16 protein-coding genes are annotated in these 16,894 nt (G+C 37.6%); 4 read left to right on the top strand and 12 right to left on the bottom strand.

Annotated features, from left to right (window positions below; translation table 11 throughout):
• Positions 1-158: 158 nt before the first annotated feature.
• From hemH to BAZSYMA_RS01250, 7 genes are all read right to left on the bottom strand, one after another.
• Positions 159-1,136, bottom strand: a complete 978-nt coding sequence (hemH, locus tag BAZSYMA_RS01220) for a ferrochelatase (RefSeq protein ID WP_090714740.1) — start codon at positions 1,134-1,136, stop codon at positions 159-161.
• Positions 1,042-1,485, bottom strand: a complete 444-nt coding sequence (locus BAZSYMA_RS01225) for a thioredoxin family protein (RefSeq protein ID WP_241502516.1) — start codon at positions 1,483-1,485, stop codon at positions 1,042-1,044. Before BAZSYMA_RS01225 ends, hemH begins: the two co-directional genes overlap by 95 nt.
• A 184-nt stretch (positions 1,486-1,669) precedes the next feature.
• Positions 1,670-2,155 (bottom strand): Fic family protein, encoded by a 486-nt coding sequence (locus BAZSYMA_RS01230; RefSeq protein WP_237731728.1) that lies wholly within the window; start codon positions 2,153-2,155, stop codon positions 1,670-1,672.
• 102 nt (positions 2,156-2,257) lie between these two features.
• Positions 2,258-2,998, bottom strand: coding sequence for an amino acid ABC transporter ATP-binding protein (locus tag BAZSYMA_RS01235; RefSeq protein WP_090714743.1), 741 nt, complete (start codon positions 2,996-2,998; stop codon positions 2,258-2,260).
• A 17-nt stretch (positions 2,999-3,015) separates the two neighbouring features.
• Complete coding sequence (locus tag BAZSYMA_RS01240) at positions 3,016-4,113, bottom strand: amino acid ABC transporter permease (RefSeq protein ID WP_090714746.1); 1,098 nt, start codon at positions 4,111-4,113, stop codon at positions 3,016-3,018.
• A gap of 1 nt (position 4,114) precedes the next feature.
• Positions 4,115-5,287 carry an amino acid ABC transporter permease gene (locus BAZSYMA_RS01245; RefSeq protein WP_090714748.1) on the bottom strand — a complete coding sequence of 391 codons (1,173 nt, stop codon included), beginning with the start codon at positions 5,285-5,287 and terminating at the stop codon, positions 4,115-4,117.
• Between the two features lie 69 nt (positions 5,288-5,356).
• Complete coding sequence (locus BAZSYMA_RS01250; protein WP_090714751.1) at positions 5,357-6,367, bottom strand: amino acid ABC transporter substrate-binding protein; 1,011 nt, start codon at positions 6,365-6,367, stop codon at positions 5,357-5,359.
• Between the two features lie 277 nt (positions 6,368-6,644).
• On the opposite strand from BAZSYMA_RS01250, the gene BAZSYMA_RS01255 reads away from it, so the two are divergent.
• Positions 6,645-8,519 carry an NAD+ synthase gene (locus BAZSYMA_RS01255; protein ID WP_090714753.1) on the top strand — a complete coding sequence of 625 codons (1,875 nt, stop codon included), beginning with the start codon at positions 6,645-6,647 and terminating at the stop codon, positions 8,517-8,519.
• A gap of 77 nt (positions 8,520-8,596) precedes the next feature.
• Here BAZSYMA_RS01255 and BAZSYMA_RS01260 read toward each other — a convergent pair whose 3' ends face one another.
• The 5 genes from BAZSYMA_RS01260 to BAZSYMA_RS01280 all read right to left on the bottom strand — a co-directional run bounded on the left by BAZSYMA_RS01260 (position 8,597) and on the right by BAZSYMA_RS01280 (position 14,200).
• On the bottom strand, positions 8,597-9,913 hold the full coding sequence (locus tag BAZSYMA_RS01260; RefSeq protein ID WP_090714755.1) for an aminodeoxychorismate synthase component I: 1,317 nt from the start codon (positions 9,911-9,913) through the stop codon (positions 8,597-8,599).
• A 21-nt stretch (positions 9,914-9,934) separates the two neighbouring features.
• Positions 9,935-10,477: an OmpA family protein gene (locus BAZSYMA_RS01265; protein ID WP_090714758.1), complete on the bottom strand. Its 543-nt coding sequence runs from the start codon at positions 10,475-10,477 to the stop codon at positions 9,935-9,937.
• Positions 10,478-10,493: 16 nt separating this feature from the next.
• On the bottom strand, positions 10,494-11,765 hold the full coding sequence (gene tolB, locus BAZSYMA_RS01270) for a Tol-Pal system beta propeller repeat protein TolB (RefSeq protein ID WP_237731727.1): 1,272 nt from the start codon (positions 11,763-11,765) through the stop codon (positions 10,494-10,496).
• A 17-nt stretch (positions 11,766-11,782) separates the two neighbouring features.
• Positions 11,783-11,977, bottom strand: a complete 195-nt coding sequence (gene iscX, locus BAZSYMA_RS01275) for a Fe-S cluster assembly protein IscX (protein ID WP_090714763.1) — start codon at positions 11,975-11,977, stop codon at positions 11,783-11,785.
• Positions 11,978-12,160: 183 nt separating this feature from the next.
• Positions 12,161-14,200, bottom strand: a complete 2,040-nt coding sequence (locus BAZSYMA_RS01280) for a RelA/SpoT family protein (protein ID WP_237731726.1) — start codon at positions 14,198-14,200, stop codon at positions 12,161-12,163.
• 150 nt (positions 14,201-14,350) lie between these two features.
• Here BAZSYMA_RS01280 and BAZSYMA_RS01285 point away from each other — a divergent pair, with 150 nt between their 5' ends.
• From BAZSYMA_RS01285 to ssb, 3 genes are read left to right on the top strand one after another with little or no spacing between them, the layout of a single operon-like run.
• Positions 14,351-15,118 (top strand): outer membrane protein assembly factor BamD, encoded by a 768-nt coding sequence (locus tag BAZSYMA_RS01285; RefSeq protein WP_090714768.1) that lies wholly within the window; start codon positions 14,351-14,353, stop codon positions 15,116-15,118.
• A 47-nt stretch (positions 15,119-15,165) separates the two neighbouring features.
• Positions 15,166-16,329, top strand: coding sequence for an MFS transporter (locus tag BAZSYMA_RS01290; protein ID WP_090714771.1), 1,164 nt, complete (start codon positions 15,166-15,168; stop codon positions 16,327-16,329).
• 10 nt (positions 16,330-16,339) lie between these two features.
• Positions 16,340-16,825 carry a single-stranded DNA-binding protein gene (gene ssb, locus BAZSYMA_RS01295; protein WP_090714774.1) on the top strand — a complete coding sequence of 162 codons (486 nt, stop codon included), beginning with the start codon at positions 16,340-16,342 and terminating at the stop codon, positions 16,823-16,825.
• The last annotated feature ends 69 nt before the right edge of the window (positions 16,826-16,894 follow it).

Consider the following 16,894-nt stretch of genomic DNA (forward strand, 5'->3'; position numbering starts at 1 on the left):
CATTTAAGAGTGTGTTTTGATTTATCTCTAGGTTCAGTAGTTAGCTCTACATGAGAAAATCAGCCAAGTTCCGAAGAAACAAAATGATTGTCTTGTCTTGAAGAGGGCGCAACAATTTATAATGATTAATAATTTAACATAATATAAATTATGCGAAGTTATTCTAGATGTTTGGAGATGATATTAGAGAGTGCTTTAATATGGTCTTTACGGTCATTTAATGCCGGTATGTAACTAAAAGTTTTACCACCCGCCTGTATAAAGTAACCCCTGTTTTCTTCGTTAATTTCTTCCAAGGTTTCTAAGCAGTCTGCAGAGAAACCAGGGCAGATGACTTGTATGTGCTCAACACCATCTTGTGCCAGAGATTCTAAACTGAGTTTTGTCTGTGGCTTGATCCACTCTTCACGACCAAATATTGATTGAAAACACAACTGATAGTCTTTATCTTGTAGATTAAGCGCTTCAGTAAGTAATACACTTGTATTGACGCAATGCTCGTAATAAATATCGCCATTATCTACAAAACGCTGTGGTATACCATGAAATGAGATCATTAACTTATCTGGCTTGCCGTGTTGTTCTTGGTGCTCAATCACTGAGAGGGCTAAAGATTGAATGTAACCTTTGTCCGTATAATAATTATCAATAAAGTCTAGTTTTGGTTTATTATCCCAATTTCCAAGTGCTTTATTAACGGTATCTAGTGTTGATGCTGTTGTGGTATCTGAATATTGTGGGTAAAGTGGTAAAACTACGATTTTCTCGCAACCTTGAGCTTGTAATTTTTCAAGTGCAGAATCAATCGATGGATTGCCGTAACGCATACCCATTTCAAGTGCCAAATCATCAAATTTATTTGTCAGGATTTTTTCAACACCTTGCGCCTGTAATAGAGTAATGTTTAATAGTGGTGAGCCCTTGCCAAAACTGTCCCAAATTTTGACATAATTTTGCGCAGATTTTACAGGTCTAATATTTAAAATAACCACATTCAATGCCAACCACCAGATTAATTTATTTTTTGGCTGAATAACGCGATCATCTGAGAGAAATTCTTTTAAGTATCGTTTTAAAGCAGCCTTTGTTGGTGCATCGGGTGTTCCAAGATTGGTAAGCAAAATACCAGTTTTCATTTAAACTCCTGTAAATTTTTATCAATAAACTCGCGTATAAAATCATGCGTTTGCACAGAGTGAAAACGCATGACTTCCTTGCCTCGGATAAAGGCAATAACTGTGGGAACCCACGCACTGAAAATTGTCCAGCAATTTTCATATTTTCATCTTCTGCCTCAAGTTTTGTTAGTGAAAATTCATCGTTATTATACTCTGCTGCAACACTGCTGAGAATAGGCTCTAAAATTCTGCATGGAGTACACCATTGTGCAGAAATATCCAAAATTACCAGTTGTTTGTGTGATTTTTTAATCACTAATTCTTGGAAAGAATCAATTGAAACTTCAATTGGATAAATGCTAGACATAAAATATATATTGGGTAATTAGCAAAATAGTTAAAATTTAATTAAAAATCAATAACTTAATAGTGTTTATAAGGATTTATTTATTGCAACGATTGTTGCCTTAGTCAACTACTGACTTAACTTTTATAAAAAAGTACCTTAAATCGTAAATTTAGAGTTTTCTTCAAAAAAAGGACGGAAAGCACTAATTTTTTTGAATTTTGCGAACAAATTTTCCTGTAAGACGATATTTTTGATTTGGGCTCCTTGGTGAATTTGGAACAGTCAACTCAAAAAAACCGAAATGAATTAATGGATCTAAAACATTTTCTTTGAATTTTGATTTGTTGGTTCTTTTTGAAATTTTTCTTAATTCTGAGGCTGTGTTTTCTGACTTGCAATTCTTTAAAATTTTGATTTGTTCTTGGGTGATTTCTTTGTTATTTTTACTTAGTCCCTTCTTAGTCCCATTACTTGTTTTTATTACTGATATATCAATGTTTTTTGAAAAATTAAAGTATTCTTGTGTCTTGCCAGTTTTGTTGATATTGTTGCGCTTAAAATCTTTGGCAGATTCACTTAGTTCTTTTAGATTCTTGACTTGTTCTCTGGTGGTTTTTAACTGTTTGTTTTTTGCTTTAATAGCTTTCAAGGATTCTAATGCTTTATTTTTCCGTGTCTTGTTATTCAATCCCTCGCTTTGAGTGTCGTCAAAACCAAATAAATCGCCATTAAGGTCGTTTTTAGCTTTATTTACAGGGGGTTTTTTGCCTTTAAGCCACCTCATAACACTTTACTCACTTAGTATTTGCTTTAAAAACAGTTGTAGGCGTTCAGATTCAGGTTTGTCAAAGAAGGCTTTTGGGTGGTTTTCTTCAATAATTTGCCCTTCATCCATAAAGATAACACGGTCTGCAACCTTCTTAGCAAAACCCATTTCATGTGTCACACATAGCATAGTAATGCCTTCTTTGGCTAACTCCACCATAACATCAAGCACTTCTGCAATCATTTCAGGATCAAGTGCAGAAGTCGGCTCATCAAACAACATAATCTTTGGCGAAGTGCATAATGCTCTCGCAATTGCAACCCGCTGTTGTTGTCCACCACTCAGTTGATTTGGGTACTTCTCAGCTTGGTCCCTAATGCCAACTCTATCAAGTAACTGCAAGGCTTTATTCCTTGCCACTTGTTTGCTTTTATTGTGTACCCAGATTGGCGCTAAAGTCAAATTATCAATAATACTAAGATGTGGAAAAAGGTTAAAGTGCTGAAACACCATGGAGACCTCTGACCTAATCTGTCTAATCTTTTTTATATCATCACTAAGCACAGTGCCATCAACGGTAATAGAGCCTTCTTGAAACTTTTCTAGAAAGTTAACGCAGCGTATCAATGTGGATTTACCACTGCCTGATGGTCCACAAATAACGACAATTTCGCTTTCTTTAACCTTAAAATTAATATTCTTAAGTGCGTGAAACTCGCCGTACCACTTATTCAAGCTGTTAATTTTAATAATATTTGTACTCATAACTCTATACCTGCCTTTTAGTTTCTGTGATCTGTGCTATATCTAAGCTCTAACACCTTTGAATAACGGCTCATTGAATACAAGATAATCCACATGACAACCATAACAAAGACATAACCTTCGGTGCTTCTACCGAGCCAGTTTTCATCGCTACTGGTCAGATGCACCATAGACAAAATATCAAACAAACCAATAATCAATAGCAAGGTTGTATCTTTAAATAATGCGATAAACGATCCAACAATGTTTGGAATGGATATCTTTAGCGCTTGTGGCAAGATAATTAACCCAGTTTTCTGCACAAAACTCAAGCCCATAGCATCTGCTGCTTCGTATTGCCCCTTAGGAATGGCTTGCAAGCCACCGCGGATAACCTCAGCAATATAGACTGATTGAAATAGAATAATGCCGATTAAAGCGCGTAGCAACTTGTCCATATCCATGCCTTCGTTAAAAAATAGTGGCAAAACAACGGATGCCATAAATAAGATGGTAATCAGTGGTACACCACGGATAAACTCAATATACACCACCGATAAGAACCTAATAATAGGCATCTTTGATTGGCGTCCTAATGCTAGTAACACACCCATTGGGAATGAGGCAACAATACCCACTGTTGCTGCAACGATGGTTAACATTAAACCACCCCATTTATGCGTTTCTATAATTTCTAAGCTTGGTCCCCCATATAGTAGAAATGACGCTATTATCGGGTAAATTATGATTAGGGCTGTGACAATTTTTGTCTTGTATTTGTGTTGCTTTAGCAACTTGGCAATCCAAACAAAGGCCAGTGCTAATATCACTACCCACTGCGGACGCCAATAGGCTTCTGGTGGGTAAAAACCATAAATAAATAAATCAAGTTTTTCAATAATATAACGCCAACAAGCGCCTTCTCTACCGCATTGCTCGTTAGTGACTGGTGCAAAAGTTGCATCAAACAATGCCCAATTGGCCACGGTTGGCACGATTAAATAAATGAGATACAGTGCCAGTAAAGTTAAAACGCTATTAACAGCGTTAGAGAATAGATTTTCCCTTAGCCAGCGAATCACGCCTATTTTTAAATTTGGCACCTTTTTTGATGCTTGTTGTTTGAATACAGCCATACTATCGCTCGTTAATACTCATTTTGTGGTTTACAATATTCAAAACCAAGGAAACCACCAAAGATATGGTTAGATAAACCATCATCGTCATAAAAATAATCTCAAGTGCTTGCCCTACTTGATTAAGTACTGTGCCTGCAAATACACTGACAATCTCAGAATAGCCGATAGCAGCCGCTAATGATGAATTCTTAGTCAGATTAAGATATTGGTTAATAATCGGCGGAATAGCTACTTTAAGTGCTTGTGGCAGCACTACCAGCTTCAATGATTGTCTTTGCGTTAAGCCCATTGCCAATGCCGCCTCCTTTTGTCCTTTAGGTACTGATTCAATGCCAGAACGAATAGCTTCAGCGATATAGGTAGCGGTATAAACACTTAAAGCAAAGGCTAAAGACAGGAATTCTGGCGATAAACTCATGCCACCTTTAAAATTAAAACCTTTTAGCGTTGGATAGTCAAAGGCCATTGGTGAACCTAGCGCAAAGTACAACATCATAGGTAAAACAAGCAATAACAACAAGGAATAAGCCAAAGTATTGGTTTTGACCCCTGATTTGTCATGTGCTTTATTAAAGTGGCGTTTAACCAGCACTCTTAACACAATGCCCACTACTAAAGCAACAAACACCCAGACAAAGCCTTCCGTTGCAATTGGTTTTGGTAGGTAAATACCGCGTAGATTAACAAACACAGAGTCAAATAATTCAAAACTCTGCTTAGGGGATGGAAAACTTACCAGTGCAAGGTTGTACCAAAATAAAATCTGCAATAGAATAGGAATATTTCTAAACAATTCAATATAGCCCCCTGCTAGTTTAGCAATCAACCAGTTGTTGGATAATCTCGCAATGCCAACGACCAATCCAATAATACTTGCAAAGATAATGCTAACTACGGATACGACAATGGTGTTTATTAGCCCAACATAGAAAACTCTAAGGTTACTAGAGGTTGAAGAATAATCTATTAAATGTTCGGCAATATCAAAGCCCGACTCCACTCCCAAGAAGTCAAACCCAGTGTGTATGCCTCGACTTTCAATGTTGCTAAGGAGATTGTCAGCTGCGTTGTAAAAGAAATATACAACAGCCACTAAGGTAATAACTTGAAATAAAAAAGCCTTTATCTGGTTATTGTAAAGAAATGAAAGAGGTGACTTAATTTTTCCCATATAGATATAGATTTATAATAAAAAAGGCAGTCCTGAACGAGTGACTGCCTTTTAAGGCTGGTTGTTGGTTTATCTAAACGGTGGTGAATATAAAATACCACCATCACGCCAAAGTGCATTAAGCCCTCTAGAGATTTTTAAAGGTGTGTCTTTACCGATATTTCTATCAAAACTTTGTGCATAATTACCCACTTGAGAGATGATATTAAAAGCCCATTTCTTGTCCAGGCCCAAGTGCTTGTGTAGATTACCAGAACGCCCTAACAGGCGCAAAGCCTCAGGGTTTTTAAACTTGGTATTTACATTATTTGAATTAATACCGAACTCTTCAGCGGCAATCATTGTGTTTAACGACCATTTGACGATGTTAAACCATTTGTCATCGCCTTGACGCACCACAGGACCGAGCGGTTCTTTAGAGATAATATCTTTCAAAATAATAGCAGACGACGGGTCTTTAAGTGTGGTTTTTAAGGCGTATAACTGCGATTGGTCTGAGGTTAATGCATCACAACGCCCTGTTGCAAAACCTTTCTTGGATTGTGCTGAGGTATCGGACGGCGATGATTTGTAACTCATTCCGTTTGATATAAAGTAATCTGCTAGCGTTAATTCAGTAGTTGTGCCTGCCTGCAAGCAAAAAGTAGCACCATCTAACTCTTTAGCGCTAGTAACCCCCAGTGATTTTTTAACCATAAAACCTTGACCATCATAGTAATTAACACCTGCAAAGTTAAACCCTAATGAGGTATCACGCGTGGTTGTCCATGTGGTATTTCTGACAAGTAGGTCAATCTCACCCGATTGTAGTGCAGTAAAGCGTTCTTTTGCAGTCAATGGTACAAATTTGACCTTATTTGCATCACCTAAAGTAGCCGCTGCTACAGCGCGACATACATCAACATCAAGACCTTTCCACCTGCCCACAGAGTCTGTGGATGAGAAACCGACCAAGCCAGAAGATACACCACAACTTAGGCTACCTTTGGCTTGAACATCGCCTAATGTGTCTGCTTGGGCGTAGATCCCACTAGTAAGTACTAACAGTGACAGAATAATATTTTTTGATGTTGTATTCATACTATTTAATTTATTGATTAATTAAGCAACTTAAAAGTATACATAAATTCGCTTTGCTATGCGAATCAAATTGCTGAAAAAACCTTGTTTAAGGTGTGGCTTATCATTTTTATACTATTGTCATAAATTAATAAAATTTAATTTAATATCAATAACTTATGAAGTAATTATGCATATTTTACCACTACTGGTAATTTTTAACTAAATAATCTCTTTTTATGGGAGGTAAAACTTAACTATAATGCCTAACAATAGTTAAAAAATACAACTAAATATTATGCCAATAAAAACTAAAGACTATCTCGCTAAAGTCCGTCATAAGACTGGGTTTACAGACTATAAGATAGCGAAAGAATACGATATCAATCAATCAAATTTAAGTAAATATAAATCAGGAAAACTAGCGCTATCAGAAACCCATGCTTGGCTGTTTGCAGGCATTTTGGGTATTAACCCTGCCGAAGTGGTGGCGAACACCAAGCTTGAACAGGCAAAAATCAGCAATAATGAAATGAAGGTTAAATTTTGGCAAGAACAGCTAGAAAACCTTAAAGATGGCTCAGAATCTCTAAAAATAGAAATCGCGCAAATTAACCCTATTGTTGGTGACTTAAGTAATAACGCTGAACAAATTATTGATTTGTCGCGTAAAATCTTTGAATCAGGTGTGCATTTACTGGTTTTTCCAGAATTAGCACTCTGTGGTTATCCGCCAGAAGATCTACTCTTACGCGAGGGATTTATCACTCAGGTAGAAACCGAAATTGAGCGTATACGCAAACAATTACCCGAAGCCATGAGTGTTATATTTGGCTCTCCTACTCGCATTGACGAATGCTTATACAATAGTGCTATCTTAATACAGCATGGTAAAGTTCGTAGCTACCACAAGCAATATTTGCCAAATTACGGCGTATTTGATGAAAAACGCTACTTTGCCTCTGGCCAAACGCCACTGGTGTTTGAATGTCAAAGACAACGCATTGGTGTCGTGGTTTGCGAAGATGCTTGGGACGAGACACCTGTTAGTAATGCAGTTAATCAAGGCGCACAAACCATTATTAGTATTAACGCTTCCCCTTTTCAAGTGGATAAGCACAATCAGCGTCTACAAGTTGTTCGCCAGCGTGTTCTAGAAAACCAAATAGACTTTATTTATGTCAATGCAGTTGGCGGACAAGATGAATTGGTATTTGATGGTGGTTCGTTTGCAATGAACAACAAGGGCGAAGTAACTCACCAACTACCCTTCTTTCAAGCAACAACACAGACTCTGGATGCATCTATTATGGCAAGTAGCATAGAATCAATAGAAAAGACTATTTATGACGCCTTGGTGCTAGCCACTAAAGACTATGTGCAAAAGAATGGCGTATTTAATGGTGCGCTCATTGGTTTATCAGGTGGCATTGACTCTGCCTTGACACTGGCAATTGCTGTTGATGCGCTGGGTAGTGAGAATGTTCAAGCTGTTATGATGCCTTATGAATACACTTCTGCCATGAGTATAGAAGACGCCAAAGCACAAGCCAGTAGTATGGATGTTGATTATCACGAAGTGAATATTTTTCCAATGATGAGTAGTTTCAATATGCAACTCGCCCCTTTATTTGTAGGCTTGCAAGCTGATGCCACCGAAGAAAACCTACAAGCACGCATTCGTGGCACCCTACTAATGGCAATATCTAACAAATCTGGCAAAATATTACTTACCACAAGTAATAAATCTGAGATGGCGGTTGGTTACGCTACACTGTATGGCGATATGTCAGGTGGCTTTGCGCCTCTTAAAGATATCGCTAAAACCATGGTATATCGTTTGGCTAAATACCGTAACACCATTAACTATATCATCCCTGGTCGCGTAATAGACCGTGCGCCATCAGCAGAACTAGCACCCAATCAAGTCGATCAGGACTCATTGCCTGAATACGACGAACTTGATGCTATTTTGGAATTATTTATTGAGAAAAAATATTCTGTTGAGTATATTGTGCAGCAAGGGCATGATGAAAATACTGTAAAACGAGTTGCTAAAATGGTGTTTAACAATGAATACAAACGCCGACAAAGTGCCCCAGGGCCGAAAATCAGCCAAAATGCCTTTGGCAAAGAGCGCCGTTATCCGATAACCTCTAAGTTTCAAGCTTGATTGAATAAAAATTTATCCTATGTATTGGTATTGTCAAAATCATTAGAAAGATATTAAGCAAATAATTCTTGTTAATTTTATCCGTAAGCTTTTCTCTGCTTATCTTTAGGGAATATTTTAAGCACACCTTTGGCTTTATACTTAGTTTCTTCTAATTCACACTGGGCAATAGAATCAAATACAATACCAGCACCTGCTCTAAAGGTTAAAATCTTATCTTGCTTGCTGATAGTTCGGATTAGAATATTAAAATCCATTTTACCGTTACTGCTAATATAACCCAATGAACCCGTATAAGCTTGGCGTGGCATTTGCTCTAATTCAGCGATAATCTGCATACAACGCACTTTTGGGCAGCCAGTAATAGTGCCACCAGGAAATAAAGCGCTGATTATGTCTTTAATGGTAATGCCCTGCTTGAGTTTGCCCTTGATGTTGGAAACAATATGATGCACGAAAGGATAAGTTTCCAACCCCATCACTTCGTTGACATTGAGCGAACCATACTCACACACTCTGCCTAAGTCATTACGCTCTAAATCAAGCAACATAATATGCTCTGCTTGTTCTTTAGGGTGATTCACTAATTGCTGTTTAAGGAGTTCATCTTCCTCACCACTACCGCGTGGATGTGTGCCAGCGATCGGCCGAGTCTCTATTTGAGAGCCATCAACGCTAAATAGACGCTCAGGGGAGGAGGAAATAATGCTAAAGTTCTCAAAGTTTGCTAAAGCAGCAAAAGGCGCTGGATTGGAGTGTTTTAACGCTTGATACACTTGTGTTGACTTAATATCGCTTGTGAGTTTGTATTGCCACTGGCGTGATAGGTTCACTTGAAACACATCGCCTGCAACAATATAGTCACGACTACGCTCAACACCCTTGGTAAACTTAGCCTCTTTTTCCCAAGATAACCCCCCCTGGATAGATGTCGTTGGAATATCTTGCAATTGTGCTATATCTGATAGTACTTGGCCTATGCGCTGTTGGTTGTCAAACTGGTCTAAGAGATAGGTTTTTTTATGTAGATGATCAACTACAATTGCTGTGGGTATTTTAACGGCAATCGCTACTGCTTGGCTGCTTGGTAGCAAATCATTTCTTAATATTGGCTCAATCTGTCCAATCAATTCATACGATAAATAGACGAACCAACCCCCTGTAAAAGGTAGATCACTGTTTACAGTAGGCATGTTAGTCTTTGATTCCAATTCAGAAAGGAAATCAAAATCATCTAAACTATTTAAAATAATTTGCTCACTAGGGTAAGCAAATAAAATCGAATAACGATTGTTCTGATTGTGATTAACGCTTTCTAATAGAAAAGGATAACGCTCAGAGTTTAGATGACATAAGGCGTCTAAAGCTACTTTGGGTATTTCTAAAGACTTCACTGCTAAGTTATAGGCGTGTCTCTATTTGTAGATAAACTCAACACGACGATTTTTATCATGTTCACTACTCTGTAGCTTTTCTTCGCCATAACTCACCACTTCAATCCTATTGTCAAAGTCCAATATTTGCTTAACGCTTAAAGCACGATTTTCACCTAAAGCCAAGTTGTATTCACGCGTGCCACGCTCGTCTGCGTGCCCTTCTAGGCGCAATCTAATTTTTGGGTTATTCTGCATAAAGGCAATATGTTGCATGATTTCTTGATTGGCTTCTGGGTTGATAACAGCAGTATCGTAATCAAAATATAACACAAGCTTACCACCATTGGCTTTTAGTGCTGCAACCGCGTTTTCTCTTTCTTCTTTTGGCATCGCATCGGTATTTGCAACTTGCTCATTACCATTCCACTCAAAAGTCCCTTGTTCATACGCAATCGCATCAACCTCACCCGTACCTCTGTCTTCAATAACAACTTTGTTAGATTTTTCTTTTGAATTACCTATTATTGAGCAAGCACTTAATAGGGCTATAAGTGGTAATATTGCTATAATTTTCGTTTTCATTGTTGTCTCCTTTTTATTAATTTTCTAAACTACTTGACCAATTCGGCGCTCTTACTTCTGCATCATGTGCAGACAATTCATAGGAGCGATTGCCTTCCACGGATACCACTGATAACAAACCTTTTCCATTACGACGACTGGAAAAGATAATCATATCACCGTTTGGTGAAAAATACGGCGACTCATCTAATGTTCCACCGCTCATCATACTTAATTCTTGGCTTTCAATGTTTAACATTGCAATACGGTAATCATTATCAACACGGTGTACCAAAGCCAAATGCTTGCCATTTGGGGAAAATACAGCCTTTGCATTATAGCGTCCCGTGAATGTAGTACGATTAATATGCCCGCTTTTTAAGTTTTTAATGTAAATCTGTGCTTGACCAGAGCGATTAGAGGTAAACACAAGATTTTTCCCATCAGGGGAATAACTTGCCTCGGTATCAATGTCCTTATGTTGCGTTAATCGACTTAATTTGTTATTGGTTAAATCATAAGAATAAATATCTTTGTTGCCTTTTTTAGATAGGGTTAACACAAGGCTTTTGCCATTTGGGTGCCAACTGGGTGATGAGGCAATACCATCAAAACGGGGTAGTTTTTTAATCTTTTTACGCAAGAATGGATGCCAAATAAACACTTCTGAACGCCCATTTTGAAAGGAAACATAGGCGATTTTCTTGTTTTTATATTTATGCTCTGGCGACCAAACTGGAGAAAGGATCGGGCTGTCTAATCTAATGCGACTTTTGGCATTCATTGCATCAGAGTCAGAAATATTAAGACTGTATTGCTTTATTCCTTTTGCATTTTCTTTTACTGTGATATAGGTTAATAGCGTGTTAAATGAGCCGTTTTCACCCAATAACGCCTCGTAAATATAATCACTGAGTTGGTGTGCTGCTTTTCTAAAGCCACTAACATGGACTCGCGTTGAGCGAGTAAACAACTGTGTATCACTATAAATATCAAATAAATTGACAGAAAGTCGATAAATATCATCACTTTCCTGCACAATACTGCCAGTAACAAGTGCCTCTATGTTTTTTTCTTTCCAGTATTTTGTATTAATTTTATCCACAACGGCGATGGGAATAAGCGCATCAAAACGCCCTGAACGCTCTAAATTGTCGTGAATAATTTTGGAGATATCTTTGTCTTTAGACTTATTGCCAATCAGTTTGAATGGACTAATGGCAATTGGAAAAGCGTTTTCGTCTTTTTTAATGACAGTTACCTTTAATACTGCATGTGTATTGCCAATAGCAAATATTAAAATTAGCATTAACCACTTGCTTAATTTCATTCTTTTTCTTCAATCCAGTGCATCTGAATGGCTTCTAAGATTTTCTCACCCGATTTATCCTTGTCATCGTCAAACTCTTCTAAGTTAATCACCATCTGTCTTAAATCTACAAAATTAATTATAGTGGGGTCAATTTCAGAGTGTGCCTCGTCTAATGCGATAGCAATATCTAGGGAATCAGTCCAAATCATAAAGTTTCTCCTTAAATCTAATAATGGTTAATTTTAATCCAAACCATGGGGCCTTTGCATAAAATATGAATGATTAGAAAATTTAACTTTTTTAAACCTTGTCCTAGCAGGACTAAGACTGGGTTTAAAAAATCGTCAAGTGGGTGAAAAGTGGGTTTATGATTATTATTCCTACTTTATCTACTAATCTCTACTCACTGAATATACAAATTTTAGACTTTTAATAGCGCATATGGCTTCGTCTAATTGTGAAAGACCCGATACGCTAATCAATAATTTTAACGCCCTCATTGAGCCATTATTCTCTTCTACTTCTAAGTTCTCAATATTAACATTGGCCTTGGCAATAGCACTGGCAATAGAGGCTAACATGCCACGACGGTTTTCGTTTTGTATGCGAATCAGTACTTCAAATTCTTCATCGTCATCCGCCTGCCAGTCTACTTCTAACCATTGTTCATTTTTTTGCTTGGCACGAAGTAGATTGCCACAATCAAACCTATGCAGCACCAACCCTTTACTATTGGTCAATATGCCAGCCACTTTGTCGCCTGGGATTGGATAACAACAACGCGCACAGCTGATAGAGTTATCTTTGGTGCTCTTGATGCTAACACGGTTATTTGGCTCATCACCCTCTTTACCTTGAATTTTGTTAAGCACAAAAGACACTAAAATTTCTGATAAAGCAATTTTCATATACAAATCTTGTTTAGAGTTGCACTTTAAGTTTTGTAAACAAGCTTGCCATTTTTCTTTACTAATAGGCGTACCATCACCTTGATAATCTAAGGCGTTGGTTAATAAATGTTCACCCAGTCGTATTAATTTAGAGGCTGATTCTTCTTGTAAATTGTCTTTAATTGAAGTTTTTGCCTTCGTTGTAGCTACAATTTTTAACCAAGATGGGCGTGGTCTAGCATTTTCATCGGTAATAATTTCAATCGTTTGTCCTGATTTTAGTTCAGCGTCAAGCCCAACATTCGTTTGGTTGACCTGAGCCCCAAGTGTTCTATTACCAACATTGGTGTGAATAGCATAAGCAAAATCTAGCACTGTGGACTTATAGGGTAACTGGATAATTTGACCTTTAGGTGTGAAAACAAATACCTCTGAGGGGGATAAATCAGTTTTAGCACCCTCTAAAAATTCAATGGAAGTGTCTGAATTTTTCTGAATATCTAATAATGAAGCTATCCAATTGCCAGCCAATGCTGAAGTATTAACACTTTTGCTCTTGTAATGCCAATGCGCTGCAATACCATATTCAGAGATAAAGTGCATCTCTTTTGTACGAATTTGTACTTCAATATAAACTTTACTTGGTCCAAATAATACTGTGTGCAGGGACTGATAGCCATTAGTCTTTGGCAGGGCAATATAATCTTTAAATTTACCAGGTACAGGTTTGTATAGATTGTGAATAATACCCAATGCTTGGTAACACTGAGCCATATCGCCTACAACTACCCTAAATGCGTACATGTCAAGTACTCCAGAGAATTTAAGATGACAGCCTTTCATCTTCTTATAGATGCTAGATGTTGTTTTCCTGCGCCCACTGGTTTTAATATTAGCCAATCCTTCTTGTCCTAAGCGAAATTTAATCTCATCTTGAATTTTTTCAATAATGGCTTTTAAATTGCCGTAGCGTTTGTTAATTTTATGATTTAATACCTGATAGCGATAAGGATGAGCATACTCAAAACACAATTCTTCCAACTCTTTGTTGATATTATTTAAGCCTAAACGGCGTGCGATTGGCGCGTGAATTTCAGTGGTTTCTTTGGCAATTCTTTGTTGCTTCTCACGCGTCATTGATTGTAGTGTACGCATATTGTGTAGGCGATCAGCAAGTTTAATCATCATGACTCGCATATCTGTAGCCATTGCCAAAAACAACTTTCTAAAGTTTTGTGCCTGTTGTTCAATATTTGAGCGAAATTCTAAACCCGTTAATTTTGAAACTCCGTCTACGATATGTGCCACTTCTTCATTAAAATCTCGGACAATGTCTTCTCGTGTAAGTGTGGTGTCTTCAATACAATCGTGCAGTAACGCTGCAACAATGCAATGATAATCCAATTTTAATTTTGCTAAAATCATTGCCACACTAATTGGGTGGAACACATAGGCCTCGCCTGATTTACGATACTGTCCGTCGTGCGCTGTTGCTGCTAGTATATAAGCCTTATAAACACCTTCAACCTGTTCTTTTGACATATAGGTATCTAACACCTTACATAGGTCACTAATTAGAATTCTTTGTTCGGATAAAGGCATTTGAATGTTATCAAGTTGATATTGCGTATTATAATACAAGTGTCACAGTATAATACTTGCGCATATTCATAAATAACTATCTTTAAAATAATGAAAAATACAATCAAACTAACTATAATACTATTACTATCAACCTTGTCACTTAGCGGTTGCTTTTGGAGTGATAAGGAAAAAAGAGAATCTATTACAAAGGGTTGGTCGCCTAAAACTTTTTTTCAACAAGCAAAAAATTCCGACTCAACAGAAGAATCTATTGAATTATTTGAACAACTACAAGCCGCCTACCCTGGTTCTAAGTATGCATTGCAGTCTAAATTAGAGGTTGCTTACCGACTTTATAAAAATGAAGATTATAATGCAGCAATTTTACGCCTTAATGACTATATTAAGCTTTATCCTGAGCACTTTTCAACGCCATATGCTTATTACCTTCGTGGTGTTATTTCAGAAGATAAATCTCGCTCTATCTTAGATAATTACCTGACTGACAACGCTCAGCGTGATGTGAAATCAGTGCGCAATGCATTCAACTACTACATGGCTTTAATTGACAAATTCCCTAACACTGAATACACCGAAGAAGCAAAAACACGGCTAATTATTTTGAGAAATATTCTTGCTAGACATGAGTTGTTCGTTGCTATTTATTACACCAAAAGAGAGGCGAATATTGCCGCTATTAACCGTGCCAAATTCATTATTGAAAAATATCCAAATACACCGTCAGTCCCTGCGGCATTGCATTTAATGGCACGCAACTATGATAGTGTTGGTATGGATAGGTTAGCAAAAGATACGCGCCGTGTCTTAAAGAAAAGCTACCCCCTATATGAACCACATTACACTTTAGATGGTTAATGTGGGTACTTTTCATATATTTAGATTAAGTTAAGGTTGGGTTTGGCATGACTAAACAAGAGCGCTTCTTTGCGCTTAAAATCTCATCCATTATGGCAACTCGGCTATTTGGGTTATTTATGATATTTCCGGTATTCTCAGTGTATGCCGTGCAATATGAGAACACTACGCCTTATTTGATTGGCCTGGCAATTGGCATTTACGGCTTAACACAAGCACTGTTACAAATTCCATTTGGTTATCTATCTGATCAGTTTGGTCGTAAGCCATTACTTGTTGTCGGATTGGTTTTTTTCTTTATCGGTAGCGTGGTGGCCGCCAACTCTACCGATATTATTCATGTAGTGATTGGTAGAGCATTGCAAGGTAGTGGTGCTATTTCTGCAGTATTGATGGCTTTCTTGGCGGATTTTGTTGCTGAAGACCAACGCTCTAAAGCAAATGCCTTTGTAGGAATGCAAATTGGACTGGCATTTATGCTTTCACTACTAATTGGACCACTAATCACGATAAATTTAGGCATTTCAGGGCTTTTTTGGGTAATTGCTGGCTTGTCTATCGTCGCATTGATAATCGTTGCCACATTGCCATATGTTAAGCCACATGCACAATACTCACTGTCCATACCCAACATTAAGCAAGTATTAACCGCTAAATTGCTTAAATTAGATTTTAGTATCTTTACGCTACACTTAATTCTTACTTGTACTTTTATCGTCATGCCAGTGTTGCTAGTGGAAAACAACATTGTTGCCACTGACTTGAAAGACAATTGGAGTATCTATTTACCAGTAATGCTGTTATCTTTTGTTGGTATGTTGCCAATCATTATCTTGGCTGAAAAATTTAAAAAACATAAGATCATGATTCTTACTGCGATTACGATAATGGCTGTTAGCCAAATCCTGTTTTATCAAACCACATTAACTTATACCACATTCTTGGTTTTGCTAACGCTGTTTTTTATTGCCTTTAATGCGATGGAAGCAATGTTACCCTCACTTATATCCAAAATTGCAACAAAGGATAAGCGTGGCTTAGCAATGGGGTTGTACTCCACTTCACAGTTTTTAGGTGCGTTCGTTGGCGGTGTATTTGGCGGGTGGATTTACAACATATATGATTTAAATAGTGTATTCTTACTCACCACATTGATGGCAATAATTTGGCTGGGTGTTATGCTCACCATGAAACAACAAAAAACCTTATAGGAGAAACGATATGGCAGGTATTAACAAAGTAATTTTAGTCGGTAATTTAGGTGCAAAACCAGAAGTAAAATACGGCTCAACTGGTAACGCAATGACTAATTTATCAGTGGCAACAAGTGAATCTTGGACGGATAAAAATACAGGTCAAAAACAGGAAAGGACTGAGTGGCACCGTGTGAGTTTATTCGGAAAATTAGCGGAAATTGCTGGTCAATACTTGGATAAAGGCTCTAAAGTCTATGTGGAAGGAAGATTACAAACGCGTAAATGGCAAGACCAATCAGGTGCTGATCGTTATACGACTGAAGTTGTTGTATCAGGCTTTAATGGTACTTTGCAAATGTTAGACCGCCGTGATAATGCAGGTGCTGGTGCGCCAGCACCGCAGCAAGCCACTCCCGCTTCTGTTGCACCTGTACAACAACAAGCTCAAGTTGCTATTGATCCTATCACACCTGTTGACAACGGTGGTTTTGACGATGACATTCCATTCTAGGCACCAAAGAGTATTTACAAATCTTGATGAAATTTTGTAAACATTCTTAAACTAAAAAAAGCCCGCTAA

Origin of the sequence: Bathymodiolus azoricus thioautotrophic gill symbiont, assembly GCF_001298715.1 — a bacterium.
In the GTDB taxonomy this organism is placed as follows: domain Bacteria; phylum Pseudomonadota; class Gammaproteobacteria; order PS1; family Pseudothioglobaceae; genus Thiodubiliella.

Bases quoted from the DNA above. Each gene is read 5' to 3' on its own strand.
- hemH (WP_090714740.1), bottom strand. From the start codon at position 1,136: ATGAAAACTGGTATTTTGCTTACCAATCTTGGAACACCCGATGCACCA.
- BAZSYMA_RS01225 (WP_241502516.1), bottom strand. From the start codon at position 1,485: ATGTCTAGCATTTATCCAATTGAAGTTTCAATTGATTCTTTCCAAGAA.
- BAZSYMA_RS01235 (WP_090714743.1), bottom strand. From the start codon at position 2,998: ATGAGTACAAATATTATTAAAATTAACAGCTTGAATAAGTGGTACGGC.
- BAZSYMA_RS01240 (WP_090714746.1), bottom strand. From the start codon at position 4,113: ATGGCTGTATTCAAACAACAAGCATCAAAAAAGGTGCCAAATTTAAAA.
- BAZSYMA_RS01245 (WP_090714748.1), bottom strand. From the start codon at position 5,287: ATGGGAAAAATTAAGTCACCTCTTTCATTTCTTTACAATAACCAGATA.
- BAZSYMA_RS01250 (WP_090714751.1), bottom strand. From the start codon at position 6,367: ATGAATACAACATCAAAAAATATTATTCTGTCACTGTTAGTACTTACT.
- BAZSYMA_RS01255 (WP_090714753.1), top strand. From the start codon at position 6,645: ATGCCAATAAAAACTAAAGACTATCTCGCTAAAGTCCGTCATAAGACT.
- BAZSYMA_RS01265 (WP_090714758.1), bottom strand. From the start codon at position 10,477: ATGAAAACGAAAATTATAGCAATATTACCACTTATAGCCCTATTAAGT.
- tolB (WP_237731727.1), bottom strand. From the start codon at position 11,765: ATGCTAATTTTAATATTTGCTATTGGCAATACACATGCAGTATTAAAG.
- iscX (WP_090714763.1), bottom strand. From the start codon at position 11,977: ATGATTTGGACTGATTCCCTAGATATTGCTATCGCATTAGACGAGGCA.
- BAZSYMA_RS01280 (WP_237731726.1), bottom strand. From the start codon at position 14,200: ATGTCAAAAGAACAGGTTGAAGGTGTTTATAAGGCTTATATACTAGCA.
- BAZSYMA_RS01285 (WP_090714768.1), top strand. From the start codon at position 14,351: ATGAAAAATACAATCAAACTAACTATAATACTATTACTATCAACCTTG.
- BAZSYMA_RS01290 (WP_090714771.1), top strand. From the start codon at position 15,166: ATGACTAAACAAGAGCGCTTCTTTGCGCTTAAAATCTCATCCATTATG.
- ssb (WP_090714774.1), top strand. From the start codon at position 16,340: ATGGCAGGTATTAACAAAGTAATTTTAGTCGGTAATTTAGGTGCAAAA.